This is a genomic window from Geomonas limicola, assembly GCF_014193675.1.
GTDB classification, from domain to species: Bacteria; Desulfobacterota; Desulfuromonadia; order Geobacterales; family Geobacteraceae; genus Geomonas; species Geomonas limicola.
This window is the reverse complement of sequence record NZ_BLXZ01000003.1, coordinates 1-22,983: the sequence shown is the minus strand read 5'-3', so window position 1 is coordinate 22,983 and position 22,983 is coordinate 1. Positions and strand designations below refer to the sequence as shown.

The 22,983-nt window shown below is 58.9% G+C and carries 21 protein-coding genes and 1 tRNA gene; 17 read left to right on the top strand and 5 right to left on the bottom strand.

Going from position 1 to position 22,983, the window contains the following annotated elements:
- Positions 1-93: 93 nt before the first annotated feature.
- From H7688_RS07130 to H7688_RS07110, 5 genes are all read left to right on the top strand, one after another.
- The gene (locus tag H7688_RS07130) at positions 94-288 is read left to right on the top strand and encodes a 4Fe-4S binding protein (RefSeq protein WP_015836638.1); all 195 of its coding nucleotides are present in this window, start codon (positions 94-96) and stop codon (positions 286-288) included.
- Between the two features lie 21 nt (positions 289-309).
- On the top strand, positions 310-1,443 hold the full coding sequence (locus H7688_RS07125; protein ID WP_183360388.1) for a 2-oxoacid:acceptor oxidoreductase subunit alpha: 1,134 nt from the start codon (positions 310-312) through the stop codon (positions 1,441-1,443).
- 1 nt (position 1,444) lies between these two features.
- A complete protein-coding gene (locus tag H7688_RS07120) occupies positions 1,445-2,257 on the top strand; it encodes a 2-oxoacid:ferredoxin oxidoreductase subunit beta (protein ID WP_183360387.1) in 813 nt (270 codons plus the stop codon).
- A 21-nt stretch (positions 2,258-2,278) separates the two neighbouring features.
- Positions 2,279-2,827, top strand: coding sequence for a 2-oxoacid:acceptor oxidoreductase family protein (locus H7688_RS07115; RefSeq protein ID WP_183360386.1), 549 nt, complete (start codon positions 2,279-2,281; stop codon positions 2,825-2,827).
- A gap of 330 nt (positions 2,828-3,157) precedes the next feature.
- Positions 3,158-4,405 carry an HD-GYP domain-containing protein gene (locus H7688_RS07110; RefSeq protein WP_183360385.1) on the top strand — a complete coding sequence of 416 codons (1,248 nt, stop codon included), beginning with the start codon at positions 3,158-3,160 and terminating at the stop codon, positions 4,403-4,405.
- Positions 4,406-4,562: 157 nt separating this feature from the next.
- On the opposite strand, the gene H7688_RS07105 is transcribed toward H7688_RS07110, so the two are convergent.
- The gene (locus H7688_RS07105) at positions 4,563-5,750 is read right to left on the bottom strand and encodes an HD domain-containing protein (RefSeq protein ID WP_183360384.1); all 1,188 of its coding nucleotides are present in this window, start codon (positions 5,748-5,750) and stop codon (positions 4,563-4,565) included.
- A 19-nt stretch (positions 5,751-5,769) separates the two neighbouring features.
- On the bottom strand, positions 5,770-7,494 hold the full coding sequence (gene rlmD, locus H7688_RS07100) for a 23S rRNA (uracil(1939)-C(5))-methyltransferase RlmD (RefSeq protein ID WP_246329739.1): 1,725 nt from the start codon (positions 7,492-7,494) through the stop codon (positions 5,770-5,772).
- A 305-nt stretch (positions 7,495-7,799) separates the two neighbouring features.
- Here rlmD and ispG point away from each other — a divergent pair, with 305 nt between their 5' ends.
- From ispG to H7688_RS07065, 7 genes are all read left to right on the top strand, one after another.
- On the top strand, positions 7,800-8,861 hold the full coding sequence (ispG, locus tag H7688_RS07095; RefSeq protein ID WP_183360382.1) for a flavodoxin-dependent (E)-4-hydroxy-3-methylbut-2-enyl-diphosphate synthase: 1,062 nt from the start codon (positions 7,800-7,802) through the stop codon (positions 8,859-8,861).
- A 160-nt stretch (positions 8,862-9,021) separates the two neighbouring features.
- On the top strand, positions 9,022-10,743 hold the full coding sequence (locus H7688_RS07090; protein ID WP_183360381.1) for a proline--tRNA ligase: 1,722 nt from the start codon (positions 9,022-9,024) through the stop codon (positions 10,741-10,743).
- 122 nt (positions 10,744-10,865) lie between these two features.
- On the top strand, positions 10,866-11,591 hold the full coding sequence (gene pyrF / locus H7688_RS07085) for an orotidine-5'-phosphate decarboxylase (RefSeq protein ID WP_183360380.1): 726 nt from the start codon (positions 10,866-10,868) through the stop codon (positions 11,589-11,591).
- A gap of 127 nt (positions 11,592-11,718) precedes the next feature.
- Positions 11,719-12,471, top strand: coding sequence for a 23S rRNA (guanosine(2251)-2'-O)-methyltransferase RlmB (gene rlmB / locus H7688_RS07080; RefSeq protein WP_183360379.1), 753 nt, complete (start codon positions 11,719-11,721; stop codon positions 12,469-12,471).
- A gap of 189 nt (positions 12,472-12,660) precedes the next feature.
- Positions 12,661-13,305, top strand: coding sequence for a hypothetical protein (locus tag H7688_RS07075; protein ID WP_183360378.1), 645 nt, complete (start codon positions 12,661-12,663; stop codon positions 13,303-13,305).
- A gap of 150 nt (positions 13,306-13,455) precedes the next feature.
- Entirely contained in the window at positions 13,456-13,692 is a 237-nt protein-coding gene (locus tag H7688_RS07070; RefSeq protein ID WP_183360377.1) for a hypothetical protein, read from the top strand.
- Positions 13,693-14,027: 335 nt separating this feature from the next.
- Positions 14,028-14,104 (top strand) — tRNA-Met (locus H7688_RS07065).
- A gap of 161 nt (positions 14,105-14,265) precedes the next feature.
- On the opposite strand, the gene H7688_RS07060 is transcribed toward H7688_RS07065, so the two are convergent.
- Both H7688_RS07060 and H7688_RS07055 read right to left on the bottom strand, forming a co-directional pair.
- Entirely contained in the window at positions 14,266-17,319 is a 3,054-nt protein-coding gene (locus H7688_RS07060) for an InlB B-repeat-containing protein (RefSeq protein ID WP_183360376.1), read from the bottom strand.
- 57 nt (positions 17,320-17,376) lie between these two features.
- A complete protein-coding gene (locus tag H7688_RS07055; RefSeq protein WP_183360375.1) occupies positions 17,377-17,721 on the bottom strand; it encodes a hypothetical protein in 345 nt (114 codons plus the stop codon).
- Between the two features lie 417 nt (positions 17,722-18,138).
- On the opposite strand from H7688_RS07055, the gene H7688_RS07050 reads away from it, so the two are divergent.
- The 3 genes from H7688_RS07050 (at position 18,139) to H7688_RS07040 (ending at position 20,024) form a co-directional block, all read left to right on the top strand.
- Entirely contained in the window at positions 18,139-19,104 is a 966-nt protein-coding gene (locus H7688_RS07050) for a LysR family transcriptional regulator (protein WP_183360374.1), read from the top strand.
- A 206-nt stretch (positions 19,105-19,310) separates the two neighbouring features.
- Positions 19,311-19,643, top strand: coding sequence for a zinc ribbon domain-containing protein YjdM (locus H7688_RS07045; RefSeq protein ID WP_183360373.1), 333 nt, complete (start codon positions 19,311-19,313; stop codon positions 19,641-19,643).
- 42 nt (positions 19,644-19,685) lie between these two features.
- Entirely contained in the window at positions 19,686-20,024 is a 339-nt protein-coding gene (locus H7688_RS07040) for a hypothetical protein (protein ID WP_183360372.1), read from the top strand.
- A gap of 93 nt (positions 20,025-20,117) precedes the next feature.
- On the opposite strand, the gene H7688_RS07035 is transcribed toward H7688_RS07040, so the two are convergent.
- Positions 20,118-20,270 carry a hypothetical protein gene (locus H7688_RS07035; protein ID WP_183360371.1) on the bottom strand — a complete coding sequence of 51 codons (153 nt, stop codon included), beginning with the start codon at positions 20,268-20,270 and terminating at the stop codon, positions 20,118-20,120.
- A 355-nt stretch (positions 20,271-20,625) separates the two neighbouring features.
- Here H7688_RS07035 and H7688_RS07030 point away from each other — a divergent pair, with 355 nt between their 5' ends.
- Together H7688_RS07030 and H7688_RS07025 are read left to right on the top strand one after the other, a co-directional pair.
- A complete protein-coding gene (locus H7688_RS07030) occupies positions 20,626-20,826 on the top strand; it encodes a cold-shock protein (RefSeq protein ID WP_183360370.1) in 201 nt (66 codons plus the stop codon).
- Positions 20,827-21,506: 680 nt separating this feature from the next.
- On the top strand, positions 21,507-22,983 hold a 1,477-nt coding region (locus H7688_RS07025; protein ID WP_443093451.1), incomplete at its 3' end, for a PKD domain-containing protein.

Below are 22,983 nucleotides of genomic sequence, written 5' to 3'. Positions count from 1 at the left end.
AAGGCACATTTACTTGCATTTTGTATACAGGATGTGCTACAAACACAGCATTTGCCAGCCTGAAAGGGCATTTACGCCAAAGGAGCTACGTGGATGGAGAAAAAACTGCCTACAATCGAGATCATCGAGAAGTACTGCAAAGGGTGCCACATCTGTGTGGAATTCTGCCCGACCAAGGTTCTGGAGATGAAGGGCTTCGTAGCCAGCGTCAAGAACCTGGAAGCTTGCATCAAGTGCATGCAGTGCGAACTGAGATGCCCTGACTTCGCAATCAAAGTTTCAGCTTAATCATCTTTAGGAGGTACGAAAGTGGCTAAAAAAGTTGCATTCCTTCAGGGGAACGAAGCTGCCGCGCAAGGTGCACTGTACGCCGGCTGCACCTTCTTCGGCGGTTATCCCATCACCCCGTCTACCGAGGTAGCCGAGGTGATGTCCAACGAGCTGCCGAAAATAGGCGGAAAATTTATCCAGATGGAAGACGAGATCGGCGCCATGGCGTCCGTTATCGGCGCGTCGCTGACCGGTGCCAAGGTACTGACCGCGACCTCCGGCCCCGGCCTTTCGCTTAAGCAGGAGCTGATCGGTTACGCCTGCATCGCCGAGACCCCCTGCGTCATCGTCAACGTGATGAGGGGCGGCCCGTCCACCGGCATGCCGACCGGCCCGTCGCAGTCCGACGTGATGTGCGCCAAGTGGGGCACCCACGGTGACCACGCTGCCATCTGCCTCACCCCGGCTTCCGTGCAGGAACTCTTCGAAGAGACCGTACGCGCCTTCAACCTGGCCGAGAAGTACCGCATGCCGGTTATGGTGATGCCCGACGAGATCGTGGCCCACATGCGCGAGCGCATCGTGTTCCCCGAGCCGGGCGAGCTGGAAGTCGTGAACCGCACCGCACCGAGCGTGGGTCCGGCCGAGTACAAGCCGTACGACACCAGCTTCGGCGACGTGCCGCCCTTGGCCGCCTTCGGCTCCGGCTACAAGTTCCACGTCACCGGCCTCAACAAGGGGCAGGACGGCTTCCCGACCACCAAGGCAGCCTGGGTGCAGGCCGAAGAAGAGCGCCAGATCCGTAAGGTCGACGCCAACGTGGATGACATCGTCCAGTTCGAAGAGTACGAGCTGGCCGACGCCGAGGTAGCCGTCGTCGCCTTCGGCTCCACCTCCCGTTCCGCCCGCTTTGCCGTCAACGAGGCGCGCAAGCAGGGGATCAAGGCAGGCCTGTTCCGCATCAAGACCTTCTGGCCCTTCCCCGACAAGCAGATTGCGGCCCTGGCCGGCAAGGTGAAGCGCATCATCACCCCGGAGATGAACCTTGGCATGTGCACCGGCGAAGTGAAGCGTTGCGCCGAAGGCAAGACCGAGGTCGTCGGTATCTTCCGCGTCGATGGTGAGCCGATCAATCCGGGGCAGATCCTCGAAAAGATCAAGGAGGTCAAGTAACATGTCTTTTGATTACGATAAGTACATCCGTCCCGGGAAGCTGCCGCACATCTGGTGCCCGGGCTGCGGCCACGGCATCGTCATGAAGGGTATGATCCGCGCCATCGACACCCTGGGTCTCAAGAAAGAAGAGACCGCCATCGTGTCCGGCATCGGCTGCGCCTCGCGTCTGCCCGGCTACATGGACTGCTGCACCCTGCACACGGCCCACGGCCGCGCGGCCGCCTTCGCGACCGGCGTCAAGATGGCCAAACCCGAAATGAACGTCATCCTGGTGGGTGGCGACGGCGACGGTACCGCGATCGGCGGCAACCACTTCATCCACGCCTGCCGCCGCAACATCGACATGACCTACATCATCATGAACAACAACATCTACGGGATGACCGGCGGCCAGTTCTCCCCCTGCACCCCGACCGGTGCCAAGGCCTCCACCACCCCGTACGGCAACCCTGATCCGGCTTTCGACGTGGCCAAGCTCGCCATCGGCGCCGGCGCCACCTTCGTGGCCCGCGGCACCGCCTACCACGCGACCCAGATCGACAAGCTGATCGTGGAAGCCATCCAGCACAAAGGCTTCTCGGTCGTCGAGATCCTGGACGACTGCCCGACCACCTACGGTCGCCGCAACAAGTTCAAGTCCGTCATCGAGATGATGAACCGCCTGAAGGAGATCGCCGTTCCCATCAAGGCCGCCGAGAAGATGAGCGCCGAGCAGCTCGAAGGCAAGGTCATCACCGGCGTTCTGTACAAGGAAGAGCGTCCGCACTACACCGCAGAGTACGCCAAAGTCATCGAGCGGGCCCAAAAGTAACCATAAAGGAGAAGATCAGATATGTCTCAAAGATATGAAATCAGATTTTCCGGGGCTGGCGGGCAGGGTCTCATCCTTGCGGGCGTCATCATGGCCGAAGCCGCCTCGATCTACGACGGCAAGCAGGCCGTGCAGTCCCAGAGCTACGGCCCTGAGGCGCGCGGTGGCGCTTCCAAGTCGGAAGTCATCGTCTCCGACGACTTCATCGACTACCCGAAGGCGACCGTAGTGGATGCGCTCCTGGCGCTGACTCAGGAAGCGGCCGACAAGTACTCCCATGACCTGAAGGAAGGCGGGGTACTGCTGATCGACTCCGACCTCGTCAAGAACGTTCCCCCGGGGAACTTCAAGACCGTCGCGTTCCCGATCATCAACACTGCCAAAAACGAAGTCGGCCGCGAAATCGTGGCAAACATCGTTGCGCTGGGCGCCATGGTGGCCCTTACCGGCGTAGTTACCAAGGAGAGCGCCGAGAAGGCAGTTCTGGCCCGCGTGCCGGAGGCTTTCCTGGAGCTGAACAAGAAAGCCTTCAACATGGGCTTCGACAAGGCCACTGCAGCACAGGCGTAAGCCTGGCGGTACCAGCACAAACAGAAACGGCCCGGCGCCCTGCGTCGGGCCGTTTTGCGTTCCTGGACAACGCGGTATTCGTCATGTTGACTCGTCCGGCACCCGGCTCTTCCCGCCGCATCAGTTGTAGGGACGAATAATCATTCGCCCGGGCTTTTGCGGTTTGCTGCAATCTCGACTGCGCTCACGCAGATTCGGGTCAGGTGCTGGGGCCTAAGGGCATACTGCGGTGTAAAGGGCAGGGCGGTGTTGTGCTTTTCTCGTCGATCGGCTATAAAGGGGGTAACTACTTCCTGCCTAACTTCCACGTATCACTGAGGAACCTGCCCAATGCTCCTGGAACGCTGCAACATGGCCCTCAGCCAGACCCTCGACCTGATCCAGTTGACCGATGAGACCTTGCGCGGCTTTTCCCGGCGCATCTTCACCAGCGACGAACTGTACCAGGAGGTACTCGGGAAACTCCTGGGCGGGAACGGGCGGCGGGGGCCTTCCGGTATCTTTCTCGCAACCGAGTATGCCGACTGCGCCTGCTACCGTGGCCGGGTCTACCACCTGCGCTACGGACAGCTCATCGAGGGATCCGACCAGATCACGGTCGACCCGGGGAGCAGTTACGCCATCTCGCTCACCAACTCCGAAAGGGCCCACGAGGCAGTTGCCGTGAACTGGCGCAAGATCTCCGGATCTATCGAAGAGTTCCAGGGCTTTTTCCACCCCGAGGTGGTGCACGCCATGGAGGGCCCCATTCTCAACTTCGTCACCTGCCGCATCAGCGGTGACGCTCCCGCCATCATCGTCGCTTTCAACTATCCCGGCAACGCCACCGAGTACGACGCCGACGTGCTCCGCTCTGCCTCGGTCGTCATCGGCTCCCTGGTCACCGTCTCCGACCAGATGCGTGAGACTGAATCTGCCTTCGGCTACACGATTGAGGCCCTGGCCCGCGCCTGCGAGGCCGCCGAAGAGGATACCGGCCGGCATATCGTGCGGGTAAACCGGTATGCCGGTGCGCTCGCCGCCAACATGGGATTCAACGCCGCCTTCGTCGAGGACATGTCTCTTTCGGCCCAGATGCACGATGTCGGCAAGATCAAGATCCCCAATGCGATCCTCCTCAAGCAGGGGCCCCTTTCGCCCCGCGAGGCGCAGCTCATGCGGCAGCACCCGGCCTACGGTGCCGAAATCCTGGGGAATTCTCCCCGGCTCAAGGTAGCTCGCGAGATAGCCTGGTCACATCACGAAAACTGGGACGGCACCGGGTATCCCAAAAGGCTCAGGGGGCAGCGGATACCGGTTGCAGGAAGGATCGTGAAGGTAGCGGACGTCTACGACGCCCTGCGCAGCAAACGCAGCTACAAGAAGCCGATGACCCACGAACAGGCGCTCGAAGTTTTCCGGAAAGGGGATGAGCGCATCAACCCCCAGGCCCACTTCGATCCCGAGGTGCTGGCGACCTTTTTCAAAATAGAGCACATGTTCGAGATGATCTACGACAGCTCGGTACCCAAGATCGGGTTGAAGCGGAAGAGGCAGGGGGGAGAGGCAAGGGGGGAGAGGCAAGGGGCAAGGGGCTAGGGACTAGGGATTAGGGATTTGGAATTAGGAATTAGGAATTAGGAATTAGGGGCTAGCGGGAAGGCAGGGACTGGGGGGGACTGGTACTTCGGGTTCGACCTCTTGGCCTCTGGGAGAGGGGGCGCCATATCTGCGATAGCCGACTGATCCTGTACAACTAACCTTTCCGCAGCCTTTCCACCCTGTGCTGCATGATCACCTGTTGCAGCTTCTCCGGCTCACCCGCGAACTCCTGTGGATCGATCCCCAACTGCGCCGAATTCATCGCCGCCACCTGTAACACCTGATCCCACCCCGAAAGCTCTTCAGCAAAATCCGCCCGCACCACCAGAGGAAGCATCTCCTTAGTCCCCCCCTTCAGAGCGTCGAGCGCCAGCTGGATCTTGGTCGAGTCCCGAAGTTCCTGCCAGCGGTTGGCAGTATTGTGCAGTTTGCACACGGACTGCAACGCCCGCTGCAGGGCGACCGGCAGCCTGAGCCTGCGGCAAAAGGGGAGGGCGCGCTCGGCGCCGGTGCGGTCGTGCCCGTGGTGTTTCGGGTAAAACTCAGGCGGCGTGGCGAGCTTGCCCAGGTCGTGAAAGAGGGCACAGAAGCGCGACGTGGGATCGCCGGTCAGTGCGGCCATCCGCTCGAGGGTCTGCAAGGAGTGCGTGAAGAGGTCCCCCTCCGGATGGTGCTCCAGCGGACCGGCTGGGACGCTCGTCATGTCGAAGATCTCGGGAAGCAGGTTCCTGCCGACCTTGAGCTCTACCATCCTGCGGAAGAAGCGGCTGGGATCCGGCTTCGCCAGTGCCTTCAACATCTCCTGGCTGAAACGTTCGATCGGAATGAACTCCAGGTCGCCCCCCCAGTCCCGGCCCCGAATGGTCTCTTCCGCCGCTGCGTCGAGGCGCCACCCCTCGCACTCAAAGCGCAGGGCGCGGAAGATGCGCAGCGGGTCGTCAGCGAGGCTTGTCGGGGAACAGGTGCGCAGCACCCGGTGTTCCAGGTCGGCACGTCCCCCCAGAGGGTCGTACAGAGAACCGTCCAGGGGCATGGCCAGGGCGTTTACCGTAAAGTCGCGCTTCACCAAGTCATCGTCCTGGGCGGTAAGAGAAGGGAGCCAGGTGATCTCCACCTTGCCCAGATCGTGAAAATAACGGAAGTAGATGTTCGGGGTGCTTTTCGATTCCACCAGGCGAAAGCCCAGTGCGGTAAGTTCTTCGGCGGGGACGGCGGCGGTGAGATCCACGTCCTGGCAGGGGATGCCAAGCAGGATGTCCCGCACCATGCCCCCCACCAGGAAAAGGTGGGAGTGCAGGTGAGGGGGGAAGAGGGTTTTGAGCTGGTGGATTATGGCGTCCATGGCAACCTCAAAACCCTGGTTAGATCCTTTCCAGTAGTGCGACGTCCTCCACATGCACGGTTTGCGGGAACATGTCTACCGGCTGTACCTCGAGGGTCCGGTATCCCAGGCGCGACAGGATGTCCAGGTCGCGCGCCAGGGTTTCCGGAGAGCAGGAGACGTAGATGATGCGCTGCGGCTTGATCCCCGCCACGCTTTTGAGCACCTTCTCCTCACACCCCTTGCGCGGCGGATTCAGCACGATGAGGTGTGCGCCACCCTCGTGGCCGATCTCTTCGATGATCTTCGCCGCATCCCCCGCCTCGAAGTCGCAGTTATCGATGCCGTTGAGGGCTGCATTCTGCATGGCGTCCGCGACGGCACTATCCACAAACTCGATCCCGACCACCTCGTCGGCCTTGTCGGCAAGGAACAAGGAGATCCCGCCGATACCGCAGTAGACATCGAGCACCCGCTCAGTGCCGGTGAGCTTCGCGAATTCGCGCACCTTCTCGTAGATGATCTGCGCGGCCCCACTGTTCACCTGGAAGAAGGAGTGCGGCGACAGCGAGAAGGTCTTGTTTCCCAGCTTGGCGTAGAGCGTCTGTGCCTTGGTGATGAAGCGCTCCTTCTGGCCGAAGATCACGTTGCCGGTCGAGTTGTTGATATTTTGCGCCACCACCACGACCTCGGGGATCGCCTGCTGAACGTGCTTCGCCAGGTGGTGCATTTCGTTGTACCCTTGCTCGCTGGTGACGAAAACTACCATCACCTTGTCGCTGGGTTCGGCGACGCGCACCACCAGGTAGCGCAAGAGCCCCATCTCGCTCTTCGGGTTGTAGATGGGAACCTTCCCCTTCTTGATCCCGGCCTTCACCACTTTAACCACCTTGTTGATCAGCGGGTGGTGCAGCGGGCAGTCGGCGATCTCAAGGACGTCGTGCGTGTTGCGCCGGTAGATGCCGATCACCGGATCCGAGTGCTTGCCGGCCACCACGAGCTTCGCGGAATTGCGATAGTTGAGTTCTTTGGGCGATCCGATGGTGTCGTGGATCTTCACCTCGGCAAGCGACTGGTAGGCGCGCAGTTCGCGGGTCACCAGGTCCTTCTTCCAGGAAAGTTGTGCCGGGTAGCGCAACTGCATCAGCCCGCAGCTGTCGCAGCACTTCCCCATCTGGCAGGCCGGCGCGGTCTCCCGCTCGGGAGAGCTTTTGACGCACCTCATGATGTTGCCGAAGGATTCCCGGCGCCCGACATAGGTGATCTTCACCAGCAACTGCTCTCCCGGGATCCCACCCGCCACCAGTACGCGGCTCCCCTCGTACTGCGCCACGCCGAAGCCGTCGTTGCTGGTCGAGGCGATGGAAACCTCGATGATCTTCCCGGAGTGCAGCTTGCCGAGCTGCTCGGCCCCGTGCGGATGGCGAGGCTTGTGCAGGCCGTGCTGGGGAGCCGGCTCGATGAAGTGGCTGGGGCTGTCGTTGCGTTTCGGGCGACCCTGCTTCTGCTCCGGTGCCGAGCTTCTCGCAGGTGCTTTCGAACCTTGCTGCCGTGCTTCACCCTGAGGTGTCGCTGTATGTGGTGTCGCGGCCTTCTTGAAGGTTGTCTCCCGGCCGGCGTCAGCCGGGGCTGCCGGCCGTGCCGTTCTTTCCGGCCGTGTGGGCTTCGGCCCGTTTTTCGCCGGGCGCTGGGACGCATCCCGCTTGGGGACTCTCTCGGTAGACGCTGCCGAACGTGCTGCCGGTGCGGCATCCGAAGCGGGCACGGCAGGTTTACCCTTGGCCGGAGCCTGCGGCGCACTGGGGCGCGCCTTCTCCGACTTGGCTTTTACAGGGGATTGTTTAGGCTCGTCCGATTGCCAGAAAGGTTTGAACTCGGCGTCCTTTCTCTTTCTGGGGCGTTGTGCAGGATCTACTTTTGAGGAAATGCTTTTATTTTTCATCCTTCTTACTTAGATGGAAACCCGACTCCTGTCAATAGACGAATTGCCGGTTGGACCGTTTCTGTCAGCCCGGGCAAAAGGGTGATGATTCTTGCTTTTCGGGACTGATTTAGCTACTATGTCCCGCTATGAGAAAATTAACCAGGCAGATAAAAGTAGGCAACGTGCTGATCGGCGGCGGTGCTCCTGTCGTCGTCCAGTCCATGTGTTCCACCGATACTCGCGACGTCGCTGCGACCGTCGATCAGATCAGCCGTCTGGCCATTGCCGGTTGCGAGATCGTACGCTGCGCGGTTCCCGATGCCGAGGCCGCCGAGGCACTGGCTGCCATCAAGGCTCAGACCGCCCTGCCGCTCATCGCGGACATCCACTTCGACTACAAGCTCGCTCTTAAGGCTCTCGAGTCGGGGGTGGACGGTCTCAGGCTCAACCCCGGCAACATCGGGGAGCGCTGGAAAGTCGCCGAGGTTGTCAAGGCGGCCAGCGAGCGGAGCATCCCGATCCGCATCGGTGTGAACGGTGGCTCGCTCGAGAAGGAGCTCCTGGTCAAGTACGGCCACCCGACGCCGGAAGCCATGGTCGAGTCGGCGCTCGGTCACGTGCGCATCCTCGAGGACCTGGGTTACCAGGAAATCAAGGTATCCATCAAGGTGTCCGACGTGGTGCGCACCCTCGAAGCCTACCGCCTGCTTTCCGAAGCCATCGACTACCCCCTGCACATCGGCGTGACCGAAGCAGGCACCACCCTCACCGGGGCCGTCAAGTCCTCCGTCGGCCTGGGCATCCTGCTGCACCAGGGGATCGGCGATACCATGCGCGTCTCCCTGACCGGCGATCCGGTCGACGAGGTGCGGGTCGCCTATGACATCCTCAAAGCCTTGGGGCTGAGGAGCCGCGGCATCAACTTCGTCTCCTGTCCTACCTGTGGCCGTTGCCAGATCGATCTCATTCCGGTAGCCGAGGAAGTCGAACGGCGTCTGGCCGACCTCGACGCCAAGTTTACCGTTGCCGTCATGGGGTGTGCCGTGAACGGTCCGGGCGAGGCCCGCGAAGCCGACTTCGGCATCGCCGGCGGCAAGGGGGAGGGGCTCCTCTTCAAGCACGGCGAGATCGTGCGCAAGGTCCCGGCGGCGGAGCTCGCCGACGCCCTGGTCGAGGAAGTGCAAAAGGCTGCTACCGAAAAAAACTAACCCTTGGTACACGGATTTTACGGAAACCAAGGCAAAGCAGACGGATAATACGAAAAACCAAAAGCTGAATTCCTGGTGTTGACGTACCTGCTTTTTTGCTCTGGTTTCCGTGTCATCCGCGTCCCCGCTTTTGACTTTAACTTCGAGAGGTTTAATCACCATGCGCTACTCCCAGTACTTCATCCCGACCGTCAAGGAGACACCCTCCGACGCCGAGGTCATCTCCCACAAGCTCATGCTGCGTGCCGGCATGATCCGTAAGCTCGCCGCCGGCATCTACAACTACCTGCCGCTGGGGCTGCGTTCCATCCGCAAGGTGGAACAGATCGTCCGGGAGGAGATGAACAGGGCGGGCGCCATCGAGATGCTGATGCCCGCGGTACAGCCGGCAGAACTCTGGAAGGAGTCCGGCCGCTGGGAGTTCTATGGCAAGGAACTTCTCCGGTTCAAGGACCGTAAGGACGCCGAGTTCTGCATGGGCCCCACCCACGAAGAGGTGATCACCGACCTGGTTCGCAAGGAGATCCGCAGCTACCGCCAGATGCCGCTCAACCTGTACCAGATCCAAGGCAAGTTCCGCGACGAGATCCGCCCGCGCTTCGGACTTATGCGCGGCCGCGAGTTCATCATGAAGGACGCCTACTCCTTCGATGTCAACGAGGCCGGGGCCGACGTCTCCTACCAGAAGATGTACCAGGCCTACCGCCGCATTTTCGAACGTTGCGGCCTTAGGTTCCGCGCGGTCGAGGCCGATACCGGCACCATTGGCGGCAACTACTCCCACGAGTTCATGGTGCTTGCCGACTCCGGCGAGGACGCCATCGTTTCCTGCTCGGCCTGCGAGTACGCGGCCAACATGGAGAAGGCCCAGACCCGCCTGGCGGCAAGCGCCGACCACGCCGACCCGCGTCCCCTGGAGAAGGTGGTCACCCCGGGGCAGAAGAGCGTGGAGGAGATCGCCAACTTCCTGAGCGTTGCGACCACCCAAGTGGTGAAGACCCTGGTGCTCATGGCCGACACCGAGCCGGTCGTGGCGCTCCTGCGTGGCGACTACGACTTGAACGAGATCAAGCTGAAGAACCACCTGGGGTGCACCGAGCTGGAAATGGCCACCGACGAGGTGGTCTTCAAGGTGACCGGCGCCCCCACCGGTTACGCCGGTCCGGTGAATCTGCCGGGCAAGGTGAAGGTGGTGGCCGACCTCTCGCTCAAGGGGATGCACAACTTCGTGGTGGGCGCCAACGAGAAGGACGCGCACCTCAAGAACGTGAACCTGGAGCGCGACGTGAAGGTCGAGGGCTTCGTCGACATCCGCAACGTCATTGCTGGCGATCCCTGCCCGCGCTGCGACTCGGGCAAGCTGGAGATCTGGCGCGGCATCGAGGTCGGCCACGTCTTCAAGCTGGGGACCAAGTACTCCAAGGCCTTGAACGCGAGCTTCCTCGATGCTGACGGCAAGGAGCAGATCATCTTCATGGGGTGCTACGGCATCGGCATCGGCCGCACCGTGGCCGCCTGCATCGAGCAGAACCACGACGAGAACGGCATCATCTTCCCGATCCCCATTGCGCCGTTCCAGGTCATCGTCTCGGCGCTCTCCGCCAAGGAAGACGAGGTGAAAGAGGCCGCCGAGAAGATCTACCAGGACCTGCTCCAGGCCGGCATCGAGGTCTTGATCGACGACCGTGACGAGCGGCCGGGCTTCAAGTTCAAGGACGCCGACCTGATCGGTATCCCGCTGCGCATCGTGGTGGGTGCCAAGAACCTGGTCGACGGGAAGGTCGAGCTGAAAGACCGCAAGACCGGCGAGGTGGAGATCATCCCCATCGCCGAGGCCCTCGAAAAGGTGAAGGCAACCGTGAAGGCTGCGCTTACGGTATAAAACTGAAATAGCCACGGAAACCTGGAGCACACGAGACGGCAAAAGACTTGAGGGATAACTCCAAAAGCCTTTAGTTTTCTCCGTTATCTCAGTACCTCCGTGGCAAAAATAAAGGATTCACCATGACCAGAGAAGAAGCTATCAAGAAGATCATTTTCGCCATGGACGTCAGCGAGTTCACCGACGTCCAGTTCTGGGCCGAGACCCTTTCCGAGCACGTCGGGATGTTCAAGATCGGCAAGCAGCTCTACACCGCCTGCGGCCCTGCTGCGGTGCGCATGATCCAGAAGTTTGGCGGCGAGGTCTTCCTCGACCTCAAGTACCACGACATCCCGAACACCGTGTCGAAGGCGGTGCTGGAAGCCGCGAACCTCGGCGTACAGCTCGTCGACCTGCATGCCCTCGGCGGACTCGAAATGATGTCCACCACCATGGAAGCACTGGACAAGCAGTTCAGCGGCGGCTGCACCCCGCGTCCCAAGGTTCTCGCCATCACCGTGCTCACCTCCTCCAACGAGGAGACCCTGCGCGCCATCGGCATTAACCACAGCGTGCCGGATATGGTGGTGCGTTTGGCAAAACTCGCCAAGCAGGCCGGCGTGGACGGCGTCGTTGCCTCGCCGCAGGAAGTCGGCCTGATCCGCGAGGCCTGCGGTGACGACTTCCTCATCGTCACTCCCGGTGTACGCCCGAGCTTTGCGGCGGCCAACGATCAAAAGCGCATCATGACCCCGGCCGATGCCGTCAAGGCAGGAGCCAGTTACCTGGTGATCGGCCGCCCCATCGGCGACGCCGAAAACCCGGCCGAAGCCGCCAAGCTCATCGTCGACGAGATCGTCGCGGGGTAACCCACAATCAAAACCGGCACGCGGATGTGACGGAAACCAGGGCAAAACAGCAGATAAGAGCGTTCAATTCGGCTGTTTTGTAATGGTTTCCGTATGATACGCGTGCCGGTTTTACGTTAGGATTTTTATGAACCATAAAGAAGAAATCATCTACGGTCTCAATCCGGTTATGGAGGCCCTGCGCGGCTCACGGCAGATCTTCGAACTCTTCCTCGCCGGCTCCAGTGCCGACAAGCGTCTCGAGAAGGTCCTGAAGCTCGCCGCCGAGCGCCAGGTACCGGTGCGCCAGCGGGAGAAGGGCGACTTGAACCGTCTCTGTGGCACCGAGCACCACCAGGGGATCGCCGTAAAGGCCGAGCCGTTCCCCTACGCCGACTTCGACGACGTGCTGGATTCGCTCAAGGGGAACAACGAGGGGCTCATCCTGGTCCTCGACAGCGTGCAGGATCCCCACAACCTGGGTGCCCTGATCCGCAGCGCCGCCTGCGCCGGCGCACACGCCGTGGTGATCCCAAAGGACCGAGCAGCCGGCGTTACTCCCTCAGCCGAAAAAGCCTCCGCCGGCGCCACCGAGACCGTTGCCGTGGCACAGGTCGTCAACATTGCCAAGGCACTGGAAGATCTGAAGGGAGCCGGCTTCTGGATCTACGGAGCCGACGGTTCCGCGCGTCACAACCTCTACCAGCAGAACCTGACCGGCCCCGTTGCCCTTGTCATAGGAGGGGAGGGGGGCGGCATCCGGCCCCTGGTGCGCAAGGGGTGCGACGAGGTTGTTTCCATCCCGATGCAGGGAGGCGTCAATTCTCTCAACGCCTCCGTCGCCGGCGGTATCCTGCTCTTCGAAGTTGTGCGTCAGCGGCTCTACGGCTCCAAGCGGTAAGCGAAGCTCTCAGATTCACGTTCCAAACGAAGGGGACCAGCGCGCAGAGCGCCGGTCCCCTTCTCCTTTCTCATCCGTCCTTCCACTGTCGTAACGTCCTGCACCGTTCACTCTTCGTGTATTTGACAGCTGCTGCAGTATTGTTAAGATTTGCCAATGCATTAAACGACAGGGTTCAGGGAGGGGAGGATGCCACATAACAAAGATCCATTCGAGCGTAGCTATCACGACCAAGGGGTGAACGATCTCATTTTCAGCGTCAACCACTTTGCCGAGAAGGCAGAAGGACATGTAGCGTTTCAAGGTCCGTTATCGGAGTACGTGTCGCCGTCGACGCGGCTCAGGGAGTATGCCGTAAATCTGGAAAACGCACGAAACAGCGGTAACAACGCTGAGCTGGACCGGTTGGTGCCCCAGGTGGTGCAGGCACTCGATTTTAACGCCGACCACGTCGTCAGGGTTTCGGAGTACCGAAACGACGCCAGCATCCTTCACAACGCCGGCTACGACTTCAAAACCCAGCACAGTATCAAGGTGAAGGTGAACCTCTTGGACCTGGTCCCCGAGTTGTCACTCAAACACCTCGAGAATGTCTCCGGTGGCTATACGATCGTGGTAAAAAAGGCGAAAAACGGAGCCGTGGTAGAGCTCCAGTGTACGGAAACCCCCGACGTCGAGGATTCTTGGAAGGGTATCGGCGACGGAACCTTCAACAAGTCACGCGCTGAGATCAGGGGAGGGGAACCGACCAAGAGGATCTATGTACGGGGACGGTACCACGAGGACGGCCGGGCCGGTCGCTGGTGTACTCCCGTCAATATCATCCTGCTCTGATTCCTGCACCGCCATATCAACTGCATCACTGCAGGCGGAGGGCGAGCACCCGACCGCCTGCTTTCGTTTTACAAGAGCCTCAGCCATTCCGTTTTTCAAGGTCCGCAATCTCCCCCATCGACTCATTTGAAGCCATCTTTCCACGCCGTAGTGCTCACCCAGACCCGCACGCGAATTCCCGGCACCAGCAGCAACTTAGCTGATGCGGCATGCGGTTTTGGAAACGCAGCGACGGTTTTGGGCAAACCGAGTGTTGTTTTGGTGAAACTGCTGCTGCATTTGCAACTCCAGCGATGGTTTTCCCCAAACCGCATACGCGGCGGGGAAATCGCATGCAGTTTTGGAAAAGCAGCGCTTTTTTGGGGCAAGCCGGTTGCGTTTATGTGAAACCGTTGCTGCTTTTGTCACTGCAGTGATGGTTTTCCGAGAACCGTGTGCGCCGCGGCAAAACCGCCTGCGGTTTGGAGAAAGCAGGGACAGTTTTGGCCAGACCGTGTATGGTTTAGGTAAAAGGTAAACGGGTTCGATATTCCGGCATGCGGTTGGACCTGAAAATAACCTGGGCCGAAAGTCCACCTCCCGGGATAGGTTGTGCGCTTGAATAGTAAGGTCTTCTGATGGCCAGCTGAATTTTCGGTGCTCTCGAAAAAAAGGATAGCCTCGACAACTTTTAAGTTGACGTAATGGGATGCTTCCTGTATATGTTGTGGACCACTTGATGACGCGGGGTGGAGCAGTCTGGTAGCTCGTCGGGCTCATAACCCGAAGGTCATAGGTTCAAATCCTATCCCCGCAACCAAACAAATATAAAGGCACCCGATTTCGCGGGTGCCTTTTTTGCGTTTTGCAGATCTTGCTGAACTTTTCCCGTAAGTAGTACCATGCGCTTGATTCAAACCGAAATGTAACGCAACGGGACGAACAAAGGCCTCCTGGGGAATTTCCCGGAGGCCTTTGTTGCTATTTTGCTACAAACGTCGCCGCAATTTCACGGTTGGAGGTCATGTCGAGTACCTTGTACCCGCCATTGGCAACAAGGCTGGTCACATCGACCCCGTTGTCGGTCACCGAAGCAATCTTGTACCCGCTGTTCGGAGTTACGTTGACGAAGTAGCTCCCGCCGTCGGCAACCTGGGTGGAACTGACACCCACCTTGCCGTTGGCTCCTGCAGTTCCCGTAAGGGCCCAGTACATCATGGTGCAGTTGGCGCTTACGGTGGTATTGGCATTGATGGCAGTTGCCGGCGTATAGGTGTAGGAACCGTCGGCGTTCTTGATCGCACTGGCGGTAACGTTTATACCGCCAACTGTCAGACGGTACAGCTTGTAGTGGGCGTTGGGCACCACATCGATCTGGGGTTTGGTACCAGCGGCAATCGAGGCCGTACCAGATACCGGCACCGTATTAACCTTGAGGCTGCCGTTGGTAACGGAGCCGGTCAAGGTGACCGCATTGCCGAAGGTAACGTCGAGGCTGTGGTTGGTCGCAACGTCAGCGAAGGTGAAGAAGCTCGGAGTTCCCACAGAGCTGCCGTCGACTTTGACATCCTGGATGGCATATCCGGCTGCCGGGGTGAAGTAGAAGGTGGTGCTTTTGCCTTTTACAATCGACTGCGTGCCGGGGGTAACCGTACCGTTCGTGGTAGCCCCCACGGTGAGGGTGTACGCCTGGTCTGCGGTGAAGGTCACCACAAAGCTGTGGGCTGCGCTTATGTTGGTAAACGGGTACCCGCCGTTTGCCCGGACCACGCCCAGGACATCCGAGCCGTCCACGGTAGCAGCCGTTACGGTGTAACCGGCGGCAGGACGCACACTGATGAAATAGTCGCTTCCCGATGCAACTTCCAGCGAGGTGACACCGAGAGTGCCACCATTGGTGCCACCGACGGTGACCGACGAGGCACTCAACTGGTAGGTAGTGACAGCCGGCGGCGGAGTGGGCGCTGCTGGCTCGGTGAAGGCTGCCGTGACCACGATACCAGGATTTTCTGCTCCCGATGCCGGGGTGCCGACATTCGCTACGCAGGACAGCGGATCGGTGTCCGAGGGGGTGCATCCGGTCCATTTGATAAAGGACTGACCCGTTGCCGGAGTTGCGGTGAAGGTTACCTCGGAGGCGGGAACCGCAGCGACCACACACTCGTTGCTGCCTGTAGTGCTGCAGCTGCTGGTACCCTGGCTGACCAAGACGCTCCCTTGTCCCAGGGTGCGCGCCATTGCCGGGACGATGTCAGCGGTGAGCTGTTTCGCCCTGAACTCGCTGTAGCCCATGGTTTTGTAGTGCGGTTTGTACTCGGGTTTGCCAGCGTTCGGATTGGGAACCGTCCCTGCCTCGTCCAGGTAATCATACTGGGCGGGTTCGGAAAGTTGGACGCCATGGAAGAAGGCAGAATTGTTTCCGTGGCAGTCGGTGCAGCCACCGGCACCGTAGGGACCGGGTTTGATTGCCGGATTAACCGGATCGCGCTTGGCAACCACGTTGTGGTTGACCGCGAAGTCGTGGCTTTCGGCAACCGTGCTCTCGAAATACTCCACCTCGTTCGCTGCGTTCAGGAAGTAGACCTTGTCTGCACGTACCAGGACCGGACGTGTGGCGATCTTGTCATTGGAGGGATTCGCCGAGTCGGTAACGGTACTCATGCGCACCAGGGCGGCCTTGATCTCGTCCTTTTTGTAGAGGATCGGAGCGCCGCTGGTGACTTTGGTGCCGGGGGTCAGCGGGAGCGAAGCCAACCGGGCGACGTTCTGAGCGTACTGATCCGTCATCCCCTTGCGAGCCAGACGAAGGGCGATCGGCTTGATCACGGCAGCATTACCCTCGCCACTGATCCACTCGCCAAACCAGGCGGTGTAGAGCGGCTTCACCGTGGTCACCTTGTTATCCCACCACCTGAGACCGGGGTACCAGCGGAAGGGCTGGCCGACCAGCTCCTGCAGGTTCTGAGTTGGGTCAAGGGGGTCGGTCCCGAGGTAGGCGTTCAGTTTCGAGATGTTCTGGGTCCCGTTGGACGTCATCTCGATCACCTGCTCCGGAATAGTGGGGGCGGTCGTGCTTCCGGCGCTGATGAAGCGGATATGGCAGACCTGGCAGTTCATGAAGTTCAGGTGAGAGCCTGGCACCTTGTTGAGGTGTGCCGCTGCCGGGTTCGGTGCTACTGCGTCACCACCCTGGATATGGCAGTTTTCGCAGCTCTTCACGGTGTTATCCAGGTCATTGCGGACCGCACCGATGGTGATGTTACCCTTGCCGATCTGGTGGGTGTTCCCCATCGCCTGTCCCAGCGAGTCAGTCGCTCCGGTGTTCGGAGTGACGTGGCAGCGGGTGCAGGTCAGGGCATTGTGAACGTCGGTGGAGGCAAGCGTGGTGCGTCCCGACTTCTTGCCGTCCGGCGAGGTGTGGCAGCCGCGGCAGTTGTTGTTGCCGGCTGCCCCTATGATACCGTTCGGGATCACATAGTTATTGCTGCTGTCAGTGACCAGGGTGCCAGCGGTGGTGCCGAGACCGTAGTTGATCGAGACTGCCGTTGCCTGCGGAGGGGTGCCGTCAGCCACGTTGGTGGCGTAGGTTACCTGTCCCCACCCCGCGCCGAGAGTCGGGGCGACCTCGAAGTTGGCAACCCCTGCCACCGCGATTCCCCGTGCCGTGGCGGCACGCTTGTGCCAGCTCGCACCCATGTCGTTGTTGTTAAAGATGACATAGTTCTTGGCCGCATCGACGACGGACTTGGTGGTCGTGTCGTACTTGTTCATGTGGCACAGCAGGCAGTCCGGCTCCATGACGCCGGTCTTGCTCCAATTTGCTGTTCCAGGCACGCCGCTGGTCGGGTTGATGAAGCCGTAGTCGCCGTCCAGTTTGGCGGCCGGATCAGTCAGTGCTGCAACACCGTTGAGATACCCGAAGAGGTTGGTGCTTCTATTGAAATACAGGTTGCCGTTGCGGTCGAATTGCGTTGCTGCACCACCGGGGTGGCAGGCGCCGCAGTTGGCGGTAAAGAAATAGGAAGTCTTGTCCATCTGGGTGCTGCTGGTATTGCTCTTTCGAGCCAACTGGCTCGAGTCCGAAGACGGCGGTCACCACTTGCCATACATGCCGTCTGAAAGAAGCCAAGGCTTCGCGGCATTGTAGGTGTCCGAGACCCTGATGTCACTGTTGGATAAACCTTTCCCCTGCTGGAAATGGTACCCCTGGGTGATCAGGTTGGTGTCGTGGCAGGTGCCACAGGTCTTTTCCGGACTGTACGGCGTGACGCTGCCGACGGGAATGGGGTTCCCGGTCCGGTCCTTCAGGGTCACCGCCCCTGCTGAATTGGTCTTGTGGTAGGTCGACGCTTTTGCCAGGTCCGCTCCTGCGGCCGCGACAAGAGCGAAGGCGCCTACCGACAGAGCCGTCAGCATGGTCTTCTGCGAACTCTTCATCTGTCCTTCCTCCTTTTTGGGTTTTACCTGCAATCCAGCGCCCGGTGGGCACTGGTAACCGTGTTTGTATCTGGTATGCGCCGTCGGTCTGGAAAAGCGGACCCGGGGGGTATGAATTTTGCTCATGTCACTATTAATTGCTTTCTAAGCGCGATCGTCGATGCTAACATTACACTTCCAGTGCCAATGTCCTTGTTGCCCCGTCTGAACCGGGCTGTTAACACTACTGTTTTCAGCAGCGCGCGGATTGGCGGAACCCTTGGCGCGAAAAGGCCTGAAACGGCATTTTCTTTATCGAATACCTTCATAGACCTATTAAAGTTGTTCATAGCTTCGAGAAGTTCTGGGGATTTCTTTTCAGCTTCCAGAAGTTAGGGCGGGAGAATCTTAGGAAATACGGTAGGAGAGAGTGTAACTATGGACATCGAGTATCTAAGGACCATCATTGCCGTGTTGCGGGAGAAGAGCTTTTCGAAAGCAGCAACCTCCCTTAACGTCACGCAGTCGGCGGTTTCTCATCGGGTCAAGTTCCTGGAAGACAATTTCGGCTGCCGCCTGATCGACCGCTCGGGGACAGAACTCATTCCAACCGATATGGGGCTGCGCTTCCTGAAAAAAGCGGAGCGGATCGTTCAACTTGAAGACGATCTGATCCAGGATGTTGCCAATCCGGGAACGGTGCGCAAGCTGTCCATTGGCTCGACAGTGGCATTTGCCGTGAGTCACATGTCGAAAATCATGAATACCTTTCTGCTTTCCCATTCGGACGGAGCCAATTTCAAAATCCTGGTTCAGCATCCCAAAGCGTTGCTTGATGGATTGAAAGGGGGACTGTTCGATATCACGGTGATCGAGCACAATGGCAATCTTGACTTTGCCGGTTTGAAAACCTTTGAACTTCCTGATGACGAGATGATTTTTATCAGCAAGGCAAACCCGGACCTTGCACAATATAACTCCCCTCTATCCTGGTTATTGGACAATAGGATCATCACTCGCGTTGAAGGGTGCAGTTGCCGCGACATGCTTTCCGAAAACCTGCGCAAGTGCTCCCTGCAGTTGAGCGATTTCAAGGGGGCCATTGTCTGCGATGATCTGAAGTTCACGATAGAGTCGGTGCTGGCAGGGCAGGGGGTTGCCTTTGTTTCTAAGGCACTGGTCAAGGAGTATCTGGATAAGGGGCTTCTGCATGGGCACTGCATCGAGGGATTCAACCATTTTCGAAAAATGACGGTAGCCATCAAGCAGGAGAAGAGCAGTGATGAAAAAATCAGGTCACTTCTGGGGACAATCGTCGACATTGTGAAGATAACGGCAATCTCGCCTTTTTTCTGGCTCCCCGTACTGCAGGATTACGAGCACCTGGTTAGCTTAGCCCTGTAACCCCCACCACGCGAGGGATCCTACTCAAGACTATACGGTGAGAAGGTTGACACGGTATGCAGGACCGTGGTAGACCAACCACCACGCTTTTGCTGTGGGAGTGATTTCGGGTACACGGTCCTTCGTTCCCGCGCCGCTTGGCCTCAAGGCTGAGTGGCTTTTTGCTTTTCAGCACCAGCCATATCATTTCCAGGAGAAACAGTACCATGCCCAAATGCCCCGCCTGTAGTTCCGAGTACACCTATGAAGACGGCAGCATGTACGTTTGCCCCGAGTGCGCCCACGAATGGCCGATCCATGCCGTGGCCGAAACCGAAGAGGCCGGCCTCGTCGTGCGTGACGCCTATGGTGTGCTGTTAAACGATGGGGATGCGGTAACCGTGGTGAAGGATCTGAAGATAAAAGGGTCGTCTTTGGTGGTGAAGGTGGGGACCAAGGTGAGAAACATCCGGCTCATCGACGGCGATCACAACATCGACTGCAAGATCGACGGCATCGGCGCGATGCAGCTCAAATCGGAATTCGTGAAGAAGGCCTAGCAGCCGGCAACGGCCTGCAGGGAAGGCCGCAGGAGTCCAGCCATGATGATATTTTTTCTGATGATCGTGAAGGCCGCAGTGTGGGTCGTTGCCTTCATTACCGGCACCCGTAGCGGTCTCAAGGGGATGTTGCTGCATGCGCTGGGTATCGCCCTCTTTCTCACGCTAGTGGACAAGGTGAGTGTTGCCAGTAACCTGGACCTGCGTGCGATCGCGCTTACCCTGGTTCTCTACGCGTTGATGTCGTTCACCCTGCTGCCGTTGGCCTGGAAAGTACGCCGGACTCCCCTCACCATCGCCCTCAATCTCTTCGGCGCCCTGGGGGCCTTTGCCGGGGTGAACTTCACCATGGATTTTCTCAGGGGGTTCCTGTTTAAATAACTGGCTTCCCTTCGGGCGTTTTCTTTGCGGTGCGGGGGGCTGGCTCCAATTGGTGTCAGTTTCCCTGGATGCGTCCTCGCCATCATTGGAGTGTTACTCCCCGTCAGCTCCGGCCATGGCAGTTTCCGCAGCTTCAGCCTCCGGCTGGTCCTTGCCTTCCTGTTTCCGCAAGAGCTTCTCCTCTTTCTTTTTCTGGCGATCCAGTTCCTTTTGGCGCTTCTGAAATTTATAGTTAACCTTTGCCATGATTCGCCCCCTCGAGGTACGCCTACTGATCCGTTAAGCACATGAGCTGGTGGACCTAGGAAATCTTCTGAAAATAATTTGCCGCACAATGCGCCTTCCTGTAATTAAAAGCAAGCCTGCTGAATTCAGGATGCCATCCGATACTTGCTTTGAGCTCATAAGTGACTAACTAGACTTGGTATATCCAGTTTTTAGGCCATGTTTGCCACGGGGTAATGCTTAAAAATATACTCTCCCTGGTGAAAATAAAGTACCAGCTTTAAATAATTAGCTTGTATTGCCAGAGTGAAGCTGTTACGGTGGGGAATCTGAATTATCGGATAATATCAAGCAGCACCCATTGGAGAAAGAAAGCATGGTAAACGGTACGGTTAAATGGTTTAACGACAGCAAGGGATTTGGCTTTTTGGAGCAGGAAAGTGGCGAGGACGTTTTCTGCCATTTCTCCGCGATCCTCGGTGATGGGTTCAAATCTCTCGTTGAAGGTGATAAAGTGACGTTCGACGTTGTCAAGGGACCCAAAGGTCTTCAGGCTGCGAACGTAAAAACTGCCTAAACGACATTTTTCGCAGATGCGCTAAAAAAGCCCCGGAGTAATCCGGGGCTTTTTTGCGTTGTTGAGCCTGCAACTGCTGAGCGCTGTACTGCATGTCCGCCTTCCGATCCAGGTGTCTCGCCCCACTTTGCCAATTCCCTGATTTTGGTTGCCTCTCCCCCTCAGCACGCACTGCGTAATCGATGGTCGTTGACGCAGTCTTTACCCACCCAATATTTCTAGTAAACTTATTATAAAACACACATCCAACAGTTCACAGAATTTTTCTTCCAGTGTCAGCTGCTCCCTCTTTAGAAAAAAATAATAATGTATCAGTATGATCCTGATTCCTGGATCACCCCGCTGGGAAAGAACTCTGTCTGCCAATTCGCGTTGTTGTCCGCGGAATAGCGGCGACTTGGTGCCCCGTCATGTTGTGTCACACATCTGCCTATTCGGGTAACTCAATGTCTTTGCATGGAAAAAATAAATTCAGGTTAATTGTATAAAATTGGGTTAAATCTTGTAATGATAGTTTTTTGTAGCAGTATCAGTTGATGCACTCTGAGTGCGCGGGGGGGCTGCGAGCCGACGTGCGATGGGTGCCAGTAGCTTAAGAGGTTTGAGATCGGGGCAGAGCCACTTACGTCGAGAACGATTACTTTACCTACTGTTGGGTTATCGAGGGCGGAGGAGCTGGTATGACGAAAAAAATTATTGTCTTGCTGATGATCATCATCTTTCCTGCGACGGCAAGTGCTGCATCCTGGTTCCTGAACACCTGGGCCAAGAGCGCCGGCGGAACCATCAACTCGCGGAACATGGTGAACCAGACCTCAACGGCCGGGTCGCTCTTCAAGTCCTACACCACGCACGCCGTGTTGCCGGTCACGGTGAGCGCCAACACCGGGTATAGCATCAGAGACCTCACGGTGAACGGCGTGAGCACCAGTTACCCTCCCAGTCCAGCCACGGCGTACGTACAAGGGATGGCCCAGCAAACCGTGTATGCCACTTTCGTGGCGAACCTGATGAGCATTACGGCAAGTGCGGGTTACGGAGGATCGGTAACTCCCACCAGCCTCAGCAATATCTACTATGGGCAGAAGCCTTCTTCGGCCATCAAGTTCACCTTCACGCCAATCTCCGGGTGGAACGTCGCCAGCATCGGCGGTGTGCCGGCCGGCACGACCGTCAGCACGTCTTTGCCGGCACCGCCAAACGTGGCGGTCACCGTGACCTTCCCGACCACCTATGCCTTTACCTCGAATGTGGCTCTTTCCGGGACCTTTGCCGGCCCCCCTGTGGCCGTCACCGGGGCCCCGCAGACCGTGCTTCCCGGTACCCTGGTGACCTTGAACGGCTCCGCCAGCACAGGTGCGATCACGTCCTGGACCTGGACCCAGACTACGGGCCCCGGGTATCCGGGTACCAAGGTGCTGGCGGACAACACCTCCGGCACCAGCGTCAGTTTCACTCCCACCCTGGTCGGTACCTACAATTTCCGGTTGACCGTGACCGGAGGGTCGGTTGCCACCACCACCGTCATCGTCACCAATGATCCGGCTGCCGCGGCGCGCAACCAGTGCCAGAACTGTCACCAGGGCATCGGGATCGGCACCAGCACCAACGTGTTCGCCAAGTGGTCCAGTTCCACCCACCGGGCCCAGTTGGTGATGTGCGGCAAGTGTCATGTGGGAGCCGATTCTGGCGGCCATCCCGGCATGCTGACCAACGGGACCGTGAACGAATCGACCTTTCTCTATACGCGCGGCGGTGGCAATTTCTGCCTGAGCTGCCACAGCGCTAGCATCGGAAGCGACTTTGCCGCTTCGCCGCATAGTGCCAACAGCCTGACCTGTTCCTCGTGCCATACCCAGGGAGTTCACAATCCCGATGTGATCGACAACGTCTGCAACGGCTGCCATCGTGATGCCAGCGGCAACGTCGCCAACCACCCGTTTGCCATAGGCGCCAATCCCTGCATCGCCTGCCATAACCCGCACAGTACCGCAGGGAGTGCGGCAGGGGCTACCTCAGCGCACTTCAACAACATGACGGCCGCCGGCTACCCGGCCTCCTACGTGACCTCGCGTTCCAACTGCTCGAACTGCCATGCCGACAGCAGCGCAAACCTCGCGGTGCGTCAGCAGTGGGGGCGCTCGGCACACGCCGCAG

Coding starts and splice junctions, on each gene's coding strand:
- H7688_RS07130 (WP_015836638.1), top strand. CDS start 94: ATGGAGAAAAAACTGCCTACAATCGAGATCATCGAGAAGTACTGCAAA.
- H7688_RS07120 (WP_183360387.1), top strand. CDS start 1,445: ATGTCTTTTGATTACGATAAGTACATCCGTCCCGGGAAGCTGCCGCAC.
- H7688_RS07115 (WP_183360386.1), top strand. CDS start 2,279: ATGTCTCAAAGATATGAAATCAGATTTTCCGGGGCTGGCGGGCAGGGT.
- H7688_RS07110 (WP_183360385.1), top strand. CDS start 3,158: ATGCTCCTGGAACGCTGCAACATGGCCCTCAGCCAGACCCTCGACCTG.
- H7688_RS07105 (WP_183360384.1), bottom strand. CDS start 5,750: ATGGACGCCATAATCCACCAGCTCAAAACCCTCTTCCCCCCTCACCTG.
- ispG (WP_183360382.1), top strand. CDS start 7,800: ATGAGAAAATTAACCAGGCAGATAAAAGTAGGCAACGTGCTGATCGGC.
- H7688_RS07090 (WP_183360381.1), top strand. CDS start 9,022: ATGCGCTACTCCCAGTACTTCATCCCGACCGTCAAGGAGACACCCTCC.
- pyrF (WP_183360380.1), top strand. CDS start 10,866: ATGACCAGAGAAGAAGCTATCAAGAAGATCATTTTCGCCATGGACGTC.
- rlmB (WP_183360379.1), top strand. CDS start 11,719: ATGAACCATAAAGAAGAAATCATCTACGGTCTCAATCCGGTTATGGAG.
- H7688_RS07075 (WP_183360378.1), top strand. CDS start 12,661: ATGCCACATAACAAAGATCCATTCGAGCGTAGCTATCACGACCAAGGG.
- H7688_RS07060 (WP_183360376.1), bottom strand. CDS start 17,319: ATGGACAAGACTTCCTATTTCTTTACCGCCAACTGCGGCGCCTGCCAC.
- H7688_RS07055 (WP_183360375.1), bottom strand. CDS start 17,721: ATGAAGAGTTCGCAGAAGACCATGCTGACGGCTCTGTCGGTAGGCGCC.
- H7688_RS07050 (WP_183360374.1), top strand. CDS start 18,139: ATGGACATCGAGTATCTAAGGACCATCATTGCCGTGTTGCGGGAGAAG.
- H7688_RS07045 (WP_183360373.1), top strand. CDS start 19,311: ATGCCCAAATGCCCCGCCTGTAGTTCCGAGTACACCTATGAAGACGGC.
- H7688_RS07040 (WP_183360372.1), top strand. CDS start 19,686: ATGATGATATTTTTTCTGATGATCGTGAAGGCCGCAGTGTGGGTCGTT.
- H7688_RS07035 (WP_183360371.1), bottom strand. CDS start 20,270: ATGGCAAAGGTTAACTATAAATTTCAGAAGCGCCAAAAGGAACTGGAT.
- H7688_RS07030 (WP_183360370.1), top strand. CDS start 20,626: ATGGTAAACGGTACGGTTAAATGGTTTAACGACAGCAAGGGATTTGGC.